Annotated in this window: 18 protein-coding genes; 11 read left to right on the forward strand and 7 right to left on the reverse strand. The window is 48.8% G+C overall.

Annotated elements, in window-relative coordinates:
* Window positions 1–100: 100 nt before the first annotated feature.
* The 4 genes from EHO61_RS06760 (at window position 101) to pyk (ending at window position 6,242) form a co-directional block, all read left to right on the forward strand.
* A complete protein-coding gene (locus tag EHO61_RS06760; RefSeq protein WP_210415312.1) occupies window positions 101–1,648 on the forward strand; it encodes a hypothetical protein in 1,548 nt (515 codons plus the stop codon).
* An 81-nt stretch (window positions 1,649–1,729) separates the two neighbouring features.
* Window positions 1,730–2,776, forward strand: coding sequence for an aspartate-semialdehyde dehydrogenase (asd, locus tag EHO61_RS06765; RefSeq protein ID WP_135812853.1), 1,047 nt, complete (start codon window positions 1,730–1,732; stop codon window positions 2,774–2,776).
* A 14-nt stretch (window positions 2,777–2,790) separates the two neighbouring features.
* Complete coding sequence (locus EHO61_RS06770; protein WP_135812854.1) at window positions 2,791–4,755, forward strand: hypothetical protein; 1,965 nt, start codon at window positions 2,791–2,793, stop codon at window positions 4,753–4,755.
* Between the two features lie 56 nt (window positions 4,756–4,811).
* Entirely contained in the window at window positions 4,812–6,242 is a 1,431-nt protein-coding gene (pyk, locus tag EHO61_RS06775) for a pyruvate kinase (protein ID WP_135812855.1), read from the forward strand.
* A gap of 2 nt (window positions 6,243–6,244) precedes the next feature.
* Here pyk and EHO61_RS06780 read toward each other — a convergent pair whose 3' ends face one another.
* The 3 genes from EHO61_RS06780 to EHO61_RS06790 are packed head-to-tail and all read right to left on the reverse strand — an operon-like array spanning window position 6,245 to window position 7,235.
* Entirely contained in the window at window positions 6,245–6,550 is a 306-nt protein-coding gene (locus EHO61_RS06780; protein WP_135812856.1) for a hypothetical protein, read from the reverse strand.
* A gap of 11 nt (window positions 6,551–6,561) precedes the next feature.
* Complete coding sequence (locus EHO61_RS06785) at window positions 6,562–6,945, reverse strand: LBF_4227 family protein (RefSeq protein WP_135812857.1); 384 nt, start codon at window positions 6,943–6,945, stop codon at window positions 6,562–6,564.
* Between the two features lie 14 nt (window positions 6,946–6,959).
* A complete protein-coding gene (locus EHO61_RS06790; RefSeq protein WP_135768523.1) occupies window positions 6,960–7,235 on the reverse strand; it encodes a DUF883 family protein in 276 nt (91 codons plus the stop codon).
* A 230-nt stretch (window positions 7,236–7,465) separates the two neighbouring features.
* On the opposite strand from EHO61_RS06790, the gene EHO61_RS06795 reads away from it, so the two are divergent.
* Both EHO61_RS06795 and EHO61_RS06800 read left to right on the forward strand, forming a co-directional pair.
* Window positions 7,466–7,879, forward strand: coding sequence for a TraB/GumN family protein (locus EHO61_RS06795; RefSeq protein ID WP_135812858.1), 414 nt, complete (start codon window positions 7,466–7,468; stop codon window positions 7,877–7,879).
* Window positions 7,880–7,904: 25 nt separating this feature from the next.
* Window positions 7,905–8,213, forward strand: a complete 309-nt coding sequence (locus tag EHO61_RS06800; RefSeq protein ID WP_135812859.1) for a 4a-hydroxytetrahydrobiopterin dehydratase — start codon at window positions 7,905–7,907, stop codon at window positions 8,211–8,213.
* 25 nt (window positions 8,214–8,238) lie between these two features.
* Here the strand turns inward: EHO61_RS06800 and EHO61_RS06805 are convergent, their stop codons facing one another.
* Together EHO61_RS06805 and EHO61_RS06810 are read right to left on the reverse strand one after the other, a co-directional pair.
* Window positions 8,239–9,027, reverse strand: coding sequence for an enoyl-CoA hydratase/isomerase family protein (locus EHO61_RS06805; RefSeq protein WP_135812860.1), 789 nt, complete (start codon window positions 9,025–9,027; stop codon window positions 8,239–8,241).
* Between the two features lie 262 nt (window positions 9,028–9,289).
* Window positions 9,290–10,015: a response regulator transcription factor gene (locus EHO61_RS06810; RefSeq protein WP_135768526.1), complete on the reverse strand. Its 726-nt coding sequence runs from the start codon at window positions 10,013–10,015 to the stop codon at window positions 9,290–9,292.
* A gap of 233 nt (window positions 10,016–10,248) precedes the next feature.
* Between EHO61_RS06810 and EHO61_RS06815 the strand changes: the two genes are divergently transcribed.
* Window positions 10,249–10,695 (forward strand): DUF4279 domain-containing protein, encoded by a 447-nt coding sequence (locus EHO61_RS06815; protein WP_135812861.1) that lies wholly within the window; start codon window positions 10,249–10,251, stop codon window positions 10,693–10,695.
* Here EHO61_RS06815 and EHO61_RS06820 read toward each other — a convergent pair.
* Window positions 10,669–10,995, reverse strand: a complete 327-nt coding sequence (locus tag EHO61_RS06820; protein ID WP_135812862.1) for an STAS domain protein — start codon at window positions 10,993–10,995, stop codon at window positions 10,669–10,671. The two genes, EHO61_RS06815 and EHO61_RS06820, sit on opposite strands and share 27 nt — an antisense overlap.
* Window positions 10,996–11,067: 72 nt before the next feature.
* Here EHO61_RS06820 and epmA point away from each other — a divergent pair, with 72 nt between their 5' ends.
* From epmA to EHO61_RS06840, 4 genes are all read left to right on the forward strand, one after another.
* The gene (gene epmA / locus EHO61_RS06825; protein WP_135812863.1) at window positions 11,068–12,018 is read left to right on the forward strand and encodes an EF-P lysine aminoacylase EpmA; all 951 of its coding nucleotides are present in this window, start codon (window positions 11,068–11,070) and stop codon (window positions 12,016–12,018) included.
* Window positions 12,019–12,147: 129 nt separating this feature from the next.
* Complete coding sequence (locus EHO61_RS06830) at window positions 12,148–13,185, forward strand: OmpA family protein (protein WP_135812864.1); 1,038 nt, start codon at window positions 12,148–12,150, stop codon at window positions 13,183–13,185.
* Window positions 13,186–13,352: 167 nt separating this feature from the next.
* A complete protein-coding gene (locus tag EHO61_RS06835) occupies window positions 13,353–15,617 on the forward strand; it encodes an aconitate hydratase (protein ID WP_135812865.1) in 2,265 nt (754 codons plus the stop codon).
* Window positions 15,618–15,871: 254 nt separating this feature from the next.
* A complete protein-coding gene (locus EHO61_RS06840; RefSeq protein ID WP_135812866.1) occupies window positions 15,872–16,138 on the forward strand; it encodes a metal-sensing transcriptional repressor in 267 nt (88 codons plus the stop codon).
* A 29-nt stretch (window positions 16,139–16,167) separates the two neighbouring features.
* Here EHO61_RS06840 and EHO61_RS06845 read toward each other — a convergent pair.
* Window positions 16,168–17,289 (reverse strand): efflux RND transporter permease subunit (locus EHO61_RS06845; RefSeq protein WP_210415313.1); only part of this gene is annotated, 1,122 nt, incomplete at its 5' end.

Raw genomic sequence — 17,289 nt, forward strand, 5'->3', positions numbered from 1 at the left:
GGAAATTTGGTTTTTCGCTTAGGAAAGGTAAAGAAGAAAACGGAAACTAGTTCTGGACAAACGGTTCTTTCAAGCGAGCCTGGAAATGCCGAGTTTCGATATGGATTCTTCCCCGACCAGATTTTCCGCTTCCCGCCTTGGAATCGTATTCGGCGGAATCGTTTTGGTTTTTTGTCTGGATTTTTTCGTTTTCGGAACGGCGATCTGGAAGGTGCCGAACGAGTCCGCTTGGAGCACCAATCATTTCTACAATTTTCTTTACGAGTATTTTCGGATCCAAAAAAAGCCGAAGACGAAATTCCGCATACTTATCGTCGGCTCGAGCATCGCGCATTATTCCTTGGATCGATCCTTATTGGAAGGAGAGGTCCGCGCCCTGTCCGGAAAGGAAGTGGAGGCGGAATTTCTTTCCTATGCCGGAATGACTCCTTTGGACGCGTATCTCCTCCGGAAAAAAATATCGGAGTTAGGTCCCGATCTGATCGTTTATCCGATCAACTTCATAGATTGGAGATTGCATCGGACCTACGTTCTGGATCCGGTCTCGGGGAGAAACGATACGTTTCCCGAGGAAAAATTGATCCTGGACGCTTTGAATTACGGCGAAGCTCCCCAATCCAGGTACATTTTTCCCGCCGAGACCTTGGTCTCGTTTTGGAATCTCATGGGGCCGGAAAAGAGCGCTGAATTCGCGGCTGCCGCGCTTTTCGATTTTTACAGGTACAAGGATATCTATTGGAAAAATATCCGTTCCTTGTTCGACCATCGATTCGGGAGAAACACGAGTTACCACGGATACAACGGCGTACAAATCCCGGAAAGGGTTACCAGTTTGGGATGGACCGGAAGGTCTTTTTCCTTTCGTCCCGAAGAATACATGGTTCGGAAGGGGTTTTATCTCCAGGTAGTACGGGAGATTTTGAGAGAAGGAAAACTTTCCGTTTCTCTCCGCAATCGATCTGGAGATTCGCAAATCTTGGAATTCGATTCCCCCGGTTGGAAACGGATTCTTCTGGATCCGAAATTTTTAAAAAGGCCTTCACCTGTGACGGCCGAGCTTTCCCATACTTGGGTTCCGTATTTTGCGGAAGCGGAAAACAAGGACTGGGTGTACGACGAGCTGGGAGTCCGTTTACAGCAAACGTTCGGGTCCGAGATCCCCAGGTCCGGAATGCAGTACACTCGTGAAGAGAGAAGTGAGGACCTTCGCTATCTCGGGATGAACGAAAAAGAATACAGGGAGTATTTCTTTTTTCGCCTTTTGTCCGAGCCGGAAAAAAGACCCGGGATCGGATATCTGGTCGCGCTAGCCGAAGCGAAGAGAAAGGTTTCGTCGGAGGCGTTCCGTCCGGCGCTCCACTTCCGCTTCATGGCGGAATTTTTGGAATCGATGCGGACCGCAAAAGTCCCGGTTTTGCTCATCAACAATCCGGAAAGTCCGATCAGTTTGGAATGGTACGTGCATTCGAAATGGTACCGAGATCATCTGGAATATTTGAGAAAGATTTCCGGGAACGGTGTCGTGTTTTTGGATTGGAAGGATGTCTTGGGGGAAACGGATTTCAGCGACTATCATCACCTCACGTATCCCGGGATGAAAGAGATGAATCCGATTTATGCGAGAGAAGTCGTTAAATTTGTCGAATGACAAAGCTCCACGCGGGAAAAAAATAGAGCAAAAAGGGGAGGGAACGACTCACGTTTCCGACCTCTTGTATTACGGAAGGATATGAATAAAGTAAGCGTTGCCGTACTCGGAGCGACCGGTTCCGTCGGACAAAGATTCATCCAGCTTTTGGAGAATCACCCGTATTTCCAAGTTACCCATCTATGTGCGTCCGAAAATAGCGCGGGGAAAAAATACGGAGACGTGATGAGGAAACGCTGGAAGATTTCTTCGGACATTCCCGCGTATGCGAGGGACATAATCGTAACGACGCCGGACCCTTCCCGCACACCCGGAGTGAAATTGGCTTTTTCCGGTTTGGATGCGAGCGTCGCCGGAGAAGTCGAAACCGCTTTTGCAAACGCAGGGATCCATATCATTTCGAACTCTAAGAACCATCGTATGGCGGAGAATGTGCCTTTACTTTCCGCCGAGGTCAATCCGGACCACCTGTCCGTGCTTTCGTTTCAGAAGACTCCGGGAAAGATCCTTACGAATTCTAATTGCACTATCATGGGAGTTACGATCTCATTGAAGCCCCTCTTCGAACAATTCGGGATTGAAGCAGTGATGCTTTTTTCCATGCAGGCGGTTTCCGGTGCGGGTTATCCCGGAGTTCCTAGTATGGATATTCTCGGAAATGTCGTCCCATTTATCGGTGGAGAAGAGGAGAAGGCGGAAATCGAACCCTTGAAATGCCTGGGCAAAGTCGTAGACGGTCGGATTGTGCACGCGGATTTTCCCATTTCCGCTCATTGCAATCGTGTTCCCGTTTTTGACGGACATACGGTTTGCGTTTCCGTTAAGTTGAAAAAGAAAGCGACGGAGCAGGAAATCCGCAAGGCTTGGACTTCTTTTAGGGGACTTCCTCAGGAATTGGAACTTCCCTTAGCTCCTCCCGCGCCGATCGTATATAGGGAAGAGGAAGATAGGCCGCAACCAAGGTTGGATTTGGATACCGGAAAAAGTATGGCCACGGTGATCGGTAGGCTGAGACCGGATCCTCTTTTCGATTGGAAGTACGTCGTCTTAAGTCATAATACCGTTCGGGGCGCCGCCGGAGCGGCCGTTTTGAACGCGGAACTGATGGTTCGAAAAAACCTACTCTAAGAGAGGACTTTGCCGTGCTGGATCCACAATCGCCGGAACTCAAGGTTGCGGATTACAACTCTGCACTGCAACTGACCCAGGCCTTGGAGGCCAGGGGCGATTTCCAATACAAAGGGATCTATAAGCTCGTACTAATCGTCGGAGATTGGACGGAAAAATTCGCCGCGAACAAAATCCTTCCCGCAGCCGATCAGCTCGCTAGGGAATTGGCTTTGGATCGGGAAAGGGTATCCGCCTATCTCCGTGAGTTGTCCTCTCGACAAAATCCTCCTTTGATCAAAAAGATCTGCATGATCGATTTCGATCCGACCGGAGACACTTCGGACGGTAGGTCTATCGGCTCCTCTCTTCGCTTAATGACCGTGTTTGCCCGACCTTTGCAAACGGACGGATCCTCCAGCCATCGATATGTGGAGGGCATAAACCAGGCGTCATATGCTTCCATCCAGAGATGGATCAAGGAGAGAAGAAAATTCCCGGGTCCGGAAAACTTCCAGAGGTGGATTTGGGAGTGCATCGATTCGAATCGATTGAGCGAAACGTACGCTTCTTCCGAGATAGGAGGTCTTTTTCAGGATTCCTTCGACATCACTCCGCCGATGAAGCAGACTACGATCAATATAAATCTGAAACCCGTGCTGAAACGGTTGGTCGATTCCAAGAACCTGTATTTTTTTCGGAACGAACAGGCTCTCAGTCCGGGGAATCGGTCCGTATTCTATTACAACGTCCACGACGAAATCATTTTGCGCTTGGAAGCATATAAGAAATATCTAAAGGAAAAGATCGTCCCTGAATTGCAGCGAATCGGAGTCATGGGAAATTTCACTCCCGAAGAGATGGATAGTACTAGAAATCTCGTTACGCAAGTGATTCCTTTTTTAAGTCCGGCCTACGGGGATCAAAAGACGGCGATGGAAGAACTGTCGACCCTTATCCATTTCGAGGAAGAGGAGAAGGAAAAAAAGGAGAAAGAGGAAAAAAAAGCGAAGCTCTCCGAACTCCTGGATTATATCCACTCCGCAAACCGTTTGGTCGATCTGAATTATCTCAGATTCCGCGGTGAACCGATCGAGGGAGAGTTGCGCAATCTGATCGTCAACCATGAGAGCATTCTCAGCGCCGATTACGCGGATAGAAAAAATCTGTATATGTTCGCGCTTCACAAGGAATGCGTTCCGGGCGCGATCGAAAACGCTCGGCGAGTCTTTAGTGCGACCGGAAACGACAGTGAAATCCGTGTTCTGGAAAAAATGGACGTCAGGGATTTGTTGGATCCTCGGGAGGCGGCCGAGCAGTTTGACAAATTGGAATATTCGTCTTTGTTTAAGTACCTTCCTTTTATCACCAGATTTTGGAGGTCCTTGTTCGGGAATAACGTGGTGCATCGTTTCGAGGCGGAAGAAATCAAGGCTAGGTTGTCCACCGAACAGAACAAGATGGTGTTGGAAGCTAAAACACGGGCCGCCCAGGAGGAAAAGCAGCGTCTAGCGGAACGTAGGCTCAAGGAAAAAGACGCCGCGGAGGCCGTTTCAAGACCGAAGACCGCAGCGGCCCACGCAGAAACGGTTTCGGCCTTTTCTCGGTCGGGCGAACAGGAAGTGGATCCGGAAGGTAAGAAAATGCTCTCCGCCGTTCTGGACATTTTGGATGCCGCGTGGTCGAAAGGGGACACTCCGGACCGCAATTATCTTTTGGAAAAGCTCGGAGCGGACTCCGACGAAAATACCCTTTTGAACTTTCTGAAAAAGAATGCAAAAAAGGAAATCCTTTCCTTTATGGTAAGAAACCAGCAAGAGAGATATACGTTTCCGATATTGGTCACCAAGAGGTATTTGAAGAAGAACGGAAAAGCCCTCTTGGACAAGGCAAAGAAGGTGGTCGATGAACAGAAAGACGCCGATATGCCCGAGCAGGAAAAGTTCGATTTCTATATTTCTTTCGAAGATTTTCTGAATAGGACTCTTGCGAAAATTTAACCGAATCCTTCGCGTTCGTCCGGAAGACGGCGAATCCGCGGATTCTTCCGGATCTCATGAAAAACGAACTCGTTAATTATAGAAAAACCAAAATCATCTGCACGATCGGTCCGGCCACTGCGGATAAGAAGATGATCCTTGCTTTAGCGGAAGCCGGGATGAACGTCGCCAGGCTGAACATGTCGCACGGGAACCACGAGTTCCACCGTTCGATCATCAAAATCATCAAAGCTCTGAATAAGGACGTTCTCAAACACCCGATCGCAATTTTATTGGACACCCAGGGGCCGGAGATCCGGACCGGAGATCTGCAGGTGGACCATTTGGATCTGAAAGTGGGGGAGTCCTTTACTTTTCATATCATTCCGGGGGTCGAATCGGAAGAGCAGTCCGTTTTCGTAAATTACAGGGACATCGTAAACGACCTAAAGGTCGGCGACAGAGTCACAGTGGATAACGGTCTGATCAATCTGGTGGTGGAAGAAATTCAGGAAACCGCCTTGAAATGTAAGGTAGTGGACGGAGGAAAGTTAGGTTCTAGAAAACATATCAATCTTCCGGGAATCCGCGTCAATTTGCCTTCCATCACGCAAAAGGATCAGAAGGATATTCTTTTCGGATTGCAGGAGGACGTCGATTTTATCGCTCTTTCCTTCGTCAGGTCCAAAGAGGACATCCTGCAACTTCGAAAGATCATCGAGGAAAATAACGGGCACTCCGCGATCGTGGCCAAGATAGAGGACCAAGAAGCGGTAAAAAATATGATCGAAATCGTGGATGCCGCCGACGGCGTCATGGTAGCGAGAGGGGATTTGGGAGTGGAGCTCCCGATAGAAGAGTTACCCATCATACAAAGAGCCATCATACGGGAATGCGCGGTCCGGGGAAAAAGAGTGATCGTCGCGACCCACCTTCTCGAGTCCATGATCAGCAATCCTTCTCCTACAAGAGCGGAGGTGACGGACGTGGCCAACGCGGTTTACGAGGAATCCGACGCGATCATGCTCTCCGGAGAAACTGCCGCGGGAAAATTCCCGATCCGTTGCGTGGAAATGCTTCATAAAATCGCGGAGAGAGTGGAAAAGACTCCGGGCGTCGGCTATGTAGGTGATCGTATTCCTTCCAACAAGAAGGAAGAGATGGCAAAATCCGCCGCGATGCTTTCGGATTCGATTAAGAGCCCTGCGATCATAGTGATTACCCGGAGAGGGACGACCGCATTGAACGTGGCTTCTTTTCATCCTAGGCATCCTCTGATCTACGCCTTCACGAACATGACGACGGTAAGGAGAAAGCTTTGGCTGACTCGAGGAGTGATTCCTTATCGTATCGATTTTTCCAGCGACCCGGAAAAGACAATCAAGTTGGCCATCGAGACGTTAAAAACCAGCGGAAGGATCAAGGAAGGCGATCAAGTAGTGATTCTTTCGGATATCATCGCGGGGGATGACCGGGTGGAAACGATTCAGATCAGGGAAGTAAAGTGATCTTATTCCCCATCTCCGCCGCCGGGTTCGGAGGAGGCGCCGGGTCCGAAGGCCTGGCTTTCGATCCAGGCCAAAAGGGCTTCCTTGACTCCTAGTCGGTCCAAGGCTTCGAATAACATTCCCGTATAATTCAGCGAGGATTGGAAGCGTTCGAACTCCAATCGGACCTTCAACTTCTTGATGTGAAGGTACAATTTCAATTCCTCAGGAGTCATTTCTTCGGGGTCCTTTTCCGAAAAGTCTTCCGATCCGACGAAAGGATTGAGCCGAAGTCCGGAAAAATCGCCCTGTTTCTTTTTCTTACCCATCCTTTACGGTCTTACTTCTTAAATCTGGAAGCCGCTATCCCCAGCGAGAGAAAGGAGAAGCCGATACAAACGCCCCCGGTCCCGAGAGAAGCTAGTAGGAAATCTCCGCCGAACGTTTTTAGGAAGAAGAGGAATAGCGCAGCTAGGAAAAGCAGAACTCCTATCCCCAGAAAATAGAGGCTGATTTTTAGAAATATGTAGGCCTGTAGACCTCGTTTGGCCTTTTCCTGCGCCGATTTCCTAAGATACAATAGGAGGGTTTCGATGTATTCCAGGAAGGAATCAATCAAAGAGAGCAGATGATTTCTTAATTCGAAATTTTCGAAAAAACCTCCGGCTTCTTTCGGCGGAGTTTCCGTATCAGCCGTTTGGGGTTTTTCTCTTTTGCGGGCCAACCGAAAACGTCTCCTTATTTCCTACGAATCAAAAGTCCGACGAGCAGACCTAACCCCACTCCGACTCCAAGTCCGATCAGTGCGGCTTTTTGCGGGTTTTCCTTGATGTAGACGCCGGTTTGATCGATGATCTGTTTTGCTCTTTCGCTGGTTTCGCCCGTTACTTGTTTCAGGCGCTCTTTTAGGTCTGATACGTGTTCCAAATATTCCTCTCTCGCTTTTCCGGTGATTTTTTTCGCCTTTTCCTTTAGGGATTCCAGTTCCTGGTTCAGGCTTTCTGCATTGGACATAAAAGAACCTCCAGAGTCTTGTATTAGAGGATCGGATTCTGATTTCAAGAACTTTCCAAATTCGTCAAAAACCTGGAATAAAATCATTTTTCTAGATCCAAAATTTGAGAGAATTCGATCGAAAAATCCTCTAATATGGTCAGCATGGTCATCGGGGAGTCCCTATGCGGGCGATTTCTCTCATAAGCGAAACCTGATCGACATCATAGATTTTCATTAGGGGATGCGCTATGAATCTCTTCACCAAAATTGCTAAAATCCGCCGGAAGCAAAGACAAAGGATTTATAACCGCGCTTATCGACAGGCGATGAAGCACCTGAAGCGCGAGTTCAAAGCGGAGTCCGATCGCCACGTTCAGGCCGAAAAGGAACTGGAAAAATATTATCGTAAAGATGTGGACACCGAAGCCAAGAAGACGCGTAAGAAAATCCAGGAATTGGAAAATTACAAACTTCTTTTGGAACGGAAAGAAATGGAATTGGAATCCAAGTTGGCCTTTTTGAACGACCAGCTTCACAAGATAGAGGAGCTGAAGGCCAGGATGGATGGAGCGGTGAACCTTATGGCGAGAGCCGGTTCCCTGTCCAACGGCGCGATAGACGACGCGGAAAAAATCAAACAAGCGCTGAAAAAAGTGCTCTGATTGTCGATCCGGTTTTCCCTTTATCATGAGCAACGTAAAAAAAATGGATCCGGACGAGGTCCGGCTGAATCTGCCGTCGGGTTGGGAAATCCGTATCGTAGAGGAAGTTCCCCGTCTTCACAAGAAGTATTCGTTTTCGCAATATTCAGCAGGGATTCGTTTCGTGAACGAATTGGCGAAAGAAGCGGAACGATCGGATCACCATCCGGACCTGGGAGTTTCTTACGGAAGCGTGAAGGTGGAGATCTTCACGCATTCTTTGCAAGGACTGTCCAACCTGGATCTGGAGTTCGCGACGTTCGCGGAAGCCGCATACGAAAAAGTCCGGCTCTAGTCGGATCGGAGAAAGGCGGCCGTTTTTAACGAGCCGCTCGAATTTCCTGGTCGAATTTCGGTTTTCTTCTTTCCAGGACGGCTTTTAATCCTTCGTCGAAATTTCCCGAAACGAACGGTTTGAATTCCTGGATCAAGTGGTCGGTAGGAGCGTCGAATTCCAAGATTAAGTTTTTTCTAATGCTTTTTTTCAGGGATTCCAGGCTGGCTTGAGGAAGATTCAGCATATTCAACATATAATCCTCGGATTTTTTATGCAATTCCGCAGCCGGAAAAATCTGGTCCACGAGTCCGATCGTTTTCGCTTCCTCGGGTTTGTATGCGGTTCCGAGCATGGCTACGTCTTTCAATTTTCCTTTTCCTACCACGGATTCGATGATGTTCAACAAGGTGGGGGGGATGGTCAATCCGACCAGCACTTCCGAAAAACAGTATCTCGCTTTTCCGTCGCTCATAAAACGAAAGTCCGTCAGGATCCCTAACACCGCTCCCCCGGCCATCGCGTGTCCGTTGATCACCGTGACTTCCGGTTTCGGAAACGTGTATATCACACGCATCATATCGAAAAGTTTCGCAAAGACTTTGATGCGATCGTTCGCGGAACGCTCCAACATGTATCTCGGATCCAGGCCGTTGGAAAAGAATTTCTCGTGTTTGGATCCGATGAGGACGGCTCTCACGCTTTTTTTCTCTCCCAGAATCCGGTGGGCTTCGATCAATTCGTCCATCAATTCCTCGGTCATTTCGTTGGAAGGCGCCCGGTCCAACCAGATCCAAGCCAAAGATTCCTTTTCTTCGATTTTAATGTTCTTCATCGTAAATCCTTTTGCATTCAAACTAACAAGATTGCTGGAACGATGCGTCGATCATCTGCTTTTCGTCCCTTTTTGACGAACTGACATAGGCTCCGATTCTTTCAAGTGGAATCCGAAACATAACGAATATCGTTCGTCGGTTAAAACGCGGAGTCCGGGATCGCGGCCGCAAGAAGGAAAGTGGGAATACGGAAATAATCGGGTAAAAAAGAAAAAGGCCCGAGGGCCTTTTCTGAAACGGATTCGATTTTTGCGGGAAAGTTTATTCGGGGATCACGATATTATCGTAATTGTCGGTAAAGCGGTATCCGATTCCCCAGATCGTCTCGATCCATTCCGGCTGAGCGGAGTTTTTTTCCAACTTCGATCGGATCCGTTTGATATGCGAATCGATCATCCGTTCGAATCCGTCCCATTCCATTCCCCAAACGGCTTCCAAAATCATTTCCCGGGAAAAGACTTTTCCGGGGGCGGTAGCCATGAGTTGCAGTATGTCGAATTCTTTGCGGGAAATATTGATGACTTGGTCTTTCAGAGTCACCCTGCGACGAACCGGATCGATCTTTAGATTGCCGCGAATGATTTCTCCGCCGCTTCCCAAATTGGGCTTGATCCCCGCTTTTTTGTCCCATCGACGGAAGAAGACGTCCACTCTTGTCTTGAGTTCCCTGACGGAAAAGGGTTTCGTAATATAGTCGTCGGCACCCAATTCCAATCCCATAATGCGATCGATTTCCTCGTTACGAGCGGTAACGATGAAGATCGGAGTGTTTTCATCCGACCTTCTGACGGTGCGACAAACGTCCATGCCGTCTATATCAGGAAGAGAGAGGTCTAATATTAGAAGATCCGGATGGTTTGCCTTATAATATTTTAGGCCTTCCTCTCCGGAGGTTTGTATCGTGGTTTTATAATGGGCCGAATCCAAAGACTTGCGGATGAGGTTTCCGATATCCGGATCGTCTTCGATGACCAAAATGTTCTTCATAAATACCTCAAGTGAATTTGATGGAAAATTTAACCTTAATACAACATATTCTTCCCATGAAAAATGCTTCAAAACAAAAATTAAGGACCGTGGAATTCATGCGAAAAATGCCGATTTTTCGGAAAAAAACGATGTTTCAAGAACTAAAATCCGGGAAATTTGAGATCAGGCTGTGTCATACGGTTTTTAAATTTTTGTCCCGGCTAACTTAAACTTGGAAGGCGGTATTTCGAATGAGTGTCACCGATAGGAATCCTAGATCTTGGGCTCTGATCGCCATCTCGGAACCGGGTTTGGACGTTCACGAAATCACCCGCCAAACCGGAATCAGGCCGGACTTACCGGTTCCAGGAACCGTGGAGGGAATTTCGGGGGAACCGATCAGCTCTCCTCTTTGGCAAATCCATTCCAAAAAAGACGCAAACCTTCCCTTAGAAGAGCATATATGGGAATTGATAGAAAGAATCGCACCCCATCGTAAGGAGTTCAAATCCGTTTGCGAGAGACACCGTGGGGTACTGTATTGTTCCGTGGAATATAACGATGGTCGTATGGAAGAAGCTTCGTTGGATTCCAAACTGCTGCTTTTACTCGGAAATTTAGGCCTGAAAATCGCCTTCCAAGCTTGGAGGCTCCAGGAGAGGGGAAGAAGATCAGAGGATCAGGATAATTTCCGTTAATCGAAATCTCTCGAGGTATTTTCGAATCGGAAGGGAAGGATGGGAAAAGATGAATACTCTTTTCTTTTCCCTTAAATCCAACGCGTATTTGACCAATTTTTCGACGGTGGCGATGGACGGGGTTTTGACGTTGCCCAATTCCAATTTGACGTGTCTATTGGATTCGTAAAACGCCATGGCCAGGGCGGACTGGAATTCTTTGGAAGCTTCTCCTTCCAACATGCCGGATAAGGGTTCGATTTCCACTACCTTGCTTTTTTTTCGGATTTCGAAATAGGAGTATCTGCGAATCTGTTCCAAAGCGGGAGTCCGTACGAACAGATTGCTCCGACGGCGGGGAGCCTGCAAGCCCGATATAAAGAGATTTGATCTATGAATCTTACATCCAGAACGACGATGGAAGCTCGAGCTCGGTTCTTGAAATCGGTGCGGGACTTTTTTTCCTCCGAAAATTTCCTGGAGATCGACACTCCTTGTCTCAAAAAAGTGCCCGGGATGGAGCCGCATCTGGATCCGTTTTCGGTCCGTTCTCCTTCGGGAAACGAATCCGGGTACCTGATCACTTCTCCGGAATATTCCCTGAAGCAGGCGTTGTCCGCCGGATTGGAGAGAGTGTACGAAATCAGTCACACGTTTCGATCGGGAGAAAAAGGAAGCCGTTTCCACACCGCGGAGTTCCTGATGTTGGAATTTTATCGAACTCGGATCGACCTGAACGGTTTGATGGATCTCACGGAGGATTTCCTAAGAGCTGTCGACGGGAATCGGATTCTCGGACGCGAGGGAAAAAAAATTCCGAGAAGGAGCGTGAGAGAACTTTTAAAAACGAGTGCGGGTTGCGACTGGGACAGATCTTCCTTGGAGGAAAAAATCGTCGCTTCCTCTTTGACCGGATTGCCCCTGGAGCAACTCGAATACGAGGATTGCTTTTATCTGGTTTTTCTGAATTTTGTGGAACCTAGTCTTCCGACAGAATTCCAATTTTTGTACGATTATCCTCCGGAAATGGCCGCCTTGGCAAGGATAGAGCAAGGATGCGCCAAACGTTTTGAGACGTACTTCGGTAGCTTGGAATTGGGGAACGGGTTTTTCGAACTCTCGGATCCGACGGAACAGCGCCTCCGTTTTTCCTCGGAAAGGAAATTGCGGGAAAAGCTGGGCAAGGAGACGTTCCCGATCGACGAAGAATTTATGGGAGCCTTGGATCGGGGGCTCCCCGCCTGCTCCGGTAACGCGATCGGACTGGATCGATTGTTTTTGACTCTGCAGGGGGAGGAAACTCTCGCCCGCGTAAGTCCGTATTGGGCCCGTTTGGACCGGTAAGAATCTCCGATCTAGGACTAAATTGGTTTAAGATTCCCCTTTCTCTAGTTCGATATTCAAAATAGAATCGCAAAACTTTGGTTGCACGGATTCACTCTCCGAGTACTCTACTTGCGGGACGGACGGAACATGGCAAAAAAAAAGAATTATTACGTCACCATCAACGGAAAGAAATACGATCGCAGCCTGATTGAAATCGCCGAAAGTTCCGTTTCCGGGAAAAAAGACGGACGCATTTCCGTCAACGACGCCAAGAAGCTATTGAGCGCGGTAAAAGATAACGACACTTATACGGATATCGAAAAGAAAACCATAGAGCATATCCGGGAAAATTATAAGTTTACCGACAAAGCCGACGAATGGTTCCGATCGGAAATCAGAAAATGGGCCGGTGAAAAATCCGCAAAAACCCAATCGGCGGAGGAGGAAGCGGAGGAAATATATACGACCACCGACGAGGCCGTTAGCCTGGCTCCCGCTTCGGTGGAAGCGGACAACAGTTATTCCGGGTACACGAATTATATACCTACACCTTCCGCCGGAAAACCCCGGAACAGAAGCGGAATTCCGATCTTACTTTTATCCGTCCTGATCTTGACCGGAATCGGGATCGGAATTTATTACGCGTTCGGAACTCCGGACCAAAAGAATACGAAAAAGAAAATCGCATCTAAGGTCGAAAAGGAGTCGGAAAAGAACGCTCCGAAAGAGAAAAAATCGGAGCCTGTTTCGTCCAAAGAAGATTCCTCTGAAAAAGGAGTCTTCCAGCTATTTTCGGGAACGAAAGAAAAGCCTGCAAAACTGGAAGGGAAGGACGCAGAGATCGCAAAAGGTGTCGAGTCTTCTCCCGTTCGATTCGAAAAGAACAGTATTACCGTAATTTCTTCCTCCCGCAAAACTCTAGATCACCTTTCCCGTCTCCTGAAGAGGAAACCCGAACTTAAGATCACCCTTACGGGGCATACGTCTAACGAAGGTTCCGAGGAGGCGAATCGGAAAGTCTCGCAACTTCGCGCGGAAATGGTTCGGGATTATCTTTTGGGAAACGGGGTCCCCGCTCGGAGGATTTCGATCCAAGCCAAAGGAGCCACCGAGCCGGTAGCGGACAATTCCTCCGAGGCCGGCCGCCATGAGAATCGCCGAGTGGAAATCCGAATCGTCGAATAGATTCCGAAATTTTAAAAGGGTCCCGGACAGCTCTCTAATCTTAGACTTCGATTGGGGTCTCTTTTCGTTTCGTACTTCCGCGATTTCCAAAAATCCCTCTCCGTCGGAAAAATCCTATACAAGTACCCTAGGTCCGAGGACGATGAAACCAACTCCCGGAGATGACAATGGCATTTGATATAGATATGATCCGCGCACGGTACGACAAGATCGGGACCTTGGTAAAAAAAGCTAGATCTGTGGTCGGCAAGCCTCTGACCCTGACCGAAAAAATTCTGTATTCCCACCTTTGGAACGGAGAACCCACGCACGCGTTCGAACGAGGAAAGTCCTATGTGGATTTTGCACCGGATAGAGTGGCCATGCAGGATGCGACCGCTCAAATGGCCCTCCTTCAGTTTATGTCCGCGGGAAGAGAGAAGGTAGCCGTTCCTTCCACGGTGCATTGCGATCATTTGATCACCGCCCAGATCGGTTCCTCCGTGGACTTAAGCAAGGCAGCCTCCGAAAACAAAGAGGTTTACGATTTTCTTTCCTCCGTTTCCAACAAATACGGTATCGGGTTTTGGAAGCCGGGTGCGGGGATCATTCACCAGGTCGTTCTGGAAAATTACGCCTTCCCCGGAGGAATGATGATCGGAACGGATTCCCACACCGTGAATGCCGGCGGATTGGGAATGGTCGCGATCGGAGTCGGAGGAGCGGACGCCTGCGACGTAATGGCCGGACTGGCCTGGGAATTGAAATGGCCGAAGTTGATCGGAGTCAAGCTGACCGGTAAGTTAAACGGTTGGACTTCCGCCAAAGACGTGATCTTAAAAGTGGCCGGCATTCTTACCGTAAAGGGAGGAACAGGCGCGATCGTGGAATATTTCGGAGAAGGGGCGACTTCACTTTCCTGTACCGGAAAAGGGACGATCTGCAATATGGGAGCGGAGATCGGCGCTACCACTTCCACCTTCGGTTACGACGAATCCATGGAGCGTTATCTTCGTTCCACCGGCCGTGCTGCGATTGCGGACCTTGCCAACGGTATTAAGGAACACCTGACCGCGGACCCGGAAGTATATGCGAGTCCGGAAAAATACTTCGACCAAGTCATCGAAATCAATTTGAGCGAACTGGAACCTCACGTAAACGGTCCTTTTACTCCGGATTTGGCTACGCCCATTTCCAAAATGAAACAAGAGGCGGAGAAAAACGGATGGCCTACCAAGGTGGAAGTAGGACTCATCGGCTCCTGCACGAACTCATCCTATGAGGATATTTCCCGCGCGGCTTCCTTAGCGAACCAAGCCGTGGAAAAATCCTTGACTCCTAAGGCCGAATTCACGATTACCCCCGGCTCGGAGCAGGTGCGCTTTACCATCGAAAGGGACGGATTCATCCAAACCTTCGAGAAAATCGGCGCTAAGGTCTTTGCGAATGCCTGCGGCCCTTGCATCGGTATGTGGTCTCGCGTGGGGGCCGAGAAGAAGGAAAAGAACACTATTGTGCATTCCTTCAATCGGAATTTCCAATCTAGAAACGACGGAAATCCGAACACTTTCGCTTTCGTCGCTTCTCCCGAATTGGTGACCGCGCTTGCCATTGCCGGGGATCTGACCTTCGACCCGAACAAAGACACTCTCGTCAACGACAAGGGTGAAAGGGTGAAATTGGATCCGCCGAACGGAGACGAGTTGCCGAAACGAGGATTCGATGTCAAAGACGCGGGCTTCCAAGCGCCTGCCGCGGACGGCTCCAAAATCCAAGTGGTCGTGGATCCGAATTCCAACCGCTTACAGTTGTTGGCTCCGTTTACGAAATGGGAAGGTACCGATCTGAAAGGATTGAAACTTCTGATCAAAGCGAAAGGAAAATGTACTACGGACCATATTTCCATGGCCGGCCCTTGGTTGAAATTCCGCGGTCATTTGGACAATATCTCCAATAACCTTTTGATAGGCGCGACGAATGCGTTTAACAGTAAGACGAATTCCGTTAAGAACCAATTGGACGGATCGTACGACGAAGTCCCGAAAGTGCAACGCCAATATAAGGCGAAAGGAATCGGCTCTTTAGTTGTGGGTGACGAGAACTACGGAGAAGGTTCCTCCCGCGAACACGCGGCAATGGAACCCCGCCATCTCGGAGTCCGCGCCGTGCTGGTTAAATCCTTTGCACGAATTCACGAGACCAACCTGAAGAAACAAGGGATGCTCGCTTTGACGTTTGCTGATAAGGCGGATTACGATAAGATCCAGGAAGACGATACGATCGACATATCCGGCCTTGCGGGCTTTAAGGAAGGAGTTCCGTTGACATTGGTCCTCCACCATGCAGGCGGATCTTCGGAAGAGATCAAAGCGAACCATACCTACAACGGACAACAGATCGAATGGTTTAAAGCGGGCAGCGCTTTGAATCTGATCGGCGGTAAAAAGAAATAAGAGAATAAAAATCGGGTGCCGGCACCAGGCTGGCACCCGTGCCCCTTCAAAGACTGTTTGATTTTTGAAAGTTACAAATTATAAAAATCATAACATGCAACTTTCGGGGGACAGATACCGCGCACCTCGGATGGGAATGGCCGCTAAGTAGAGGGAAGTTCTGTTGAAAGGAATCGCTTACCCTTTTTTTGGTTTAGGAATCCTTGACGAATCCGGGCTATCCGTTAGGATAATACCCATAAGGGTATATGATAATGAAGGAAATCGACGTTCGGACTCAGCTAGTTCACAGAATCCACCGGATTAAAGGCCAATTGGAAGCGATCGAAAAAGGCCTCTTCGACGATAAGGCCGATTGCGAAAAGACCCTGATGCAATTAAAGGCATCAAGCCAGGCTTTGAAGAAGTTCGGGGAAGCGTACATGCACGCGTATATGGACAAATGTTTTACGGAAAAGAAAGGAAATTCAAATATTAAAGAAAACGTAAGGAAGGCGATCCGAACCGCATTTTCGATCTGACCTTCCTCCGTTCGATGCTTAGACTTCGGCTATTCTTTTTTTCCCATTAAGAACCAATAATATAGCGCCGGGATCGAGAACCGGCTCAGTAAAGTAGCCGCGATTTCTCCGAAAATAAGGGAGACTGCGAGTCCTTGAAAAATCGGGTCGAAGAGCATGATGGAGCTTCCGACGACGACTGCGGACGCCGTCAATAGCATGGGACGGAATCTGACTAAGCCGGCGTTGATGACCGCCCGTTTTAGCTCTATTCCTGTTTCCGTTTCCGTTCGAATGAAATCGACTAAGATGATCGAGTTTCGAACTATGATCCCCGCTCCGGCGATGAACCCGATCATAGAGGTGGCCGTAAAATACGCTCCGGTGATCCAATGCCCGGGTAGGATTCCTATCAACGATATGGGAATGGGCGCCATGATGATCAACGGGATCATGTAATCCTGAAACCATCCCAGAACCAATAGATAGATGATCACCATTACGACGGCGAACGCGATTCCCAGATCTCTGAACACTTCGTAAGTAATGAACCATTCTCCGTCCCATTTGACGATCGATGATCCGTCGGTAGGAGGCGCTTCCAGCGTGGCGGTCGGATATTTTACCTTATCCGAAAGATTCAGGATTCCGTACACCGGAGCCTCCTCCTTCCCCGTAAATTCCGCCGTAACGTATTCCAAGGATCTTAGATTTTTCCGATGCAGCGTCCTATTGTTTCGAACGTTCGAAGGCCTCACCGTCTTCTCCGCGGATACGATTCCGCTTTGTATGGTGGAGAGGTTCAAGCCTAGGAAAGGATTTTTGGAGCTTCGGGCGGAATCGGAAAGGGAAAGAGATACCGGTATTTCTTCCGGAGAATCCGTATTCGAAAGGGATAAAAGATCCGTTTCGCTAAAGACCAGATTTGCGTTCCGAGCTAGGGTGGAAGCCTTTACTCCTAAGGCTCCTGCGGCTCCGTAATCGAAGGGATACAGGATACTGGGTCTCTGGAATCTGAGACTCGAATCGATATCTGCGGTTCCTTTTTGCCTCCGGAGTAGGTCCAGGAGTTCCGATGCGATATTACGACGGATTTCTTCCGTAAAACATTTGTCCATATACGCGTGCATGTACGCTTCCCCGAACTTCTTCAAAGCCTGGCTTGATGCCTT

The organism is Leptospira fluminis (genome assembly GCF_004771275.1).
GTDB lineage: Bacteria > Spirochaetota > Leptospiria > Leptospirales > Leptospiraceae > Leptospira_B > Leptospira_B fluminis.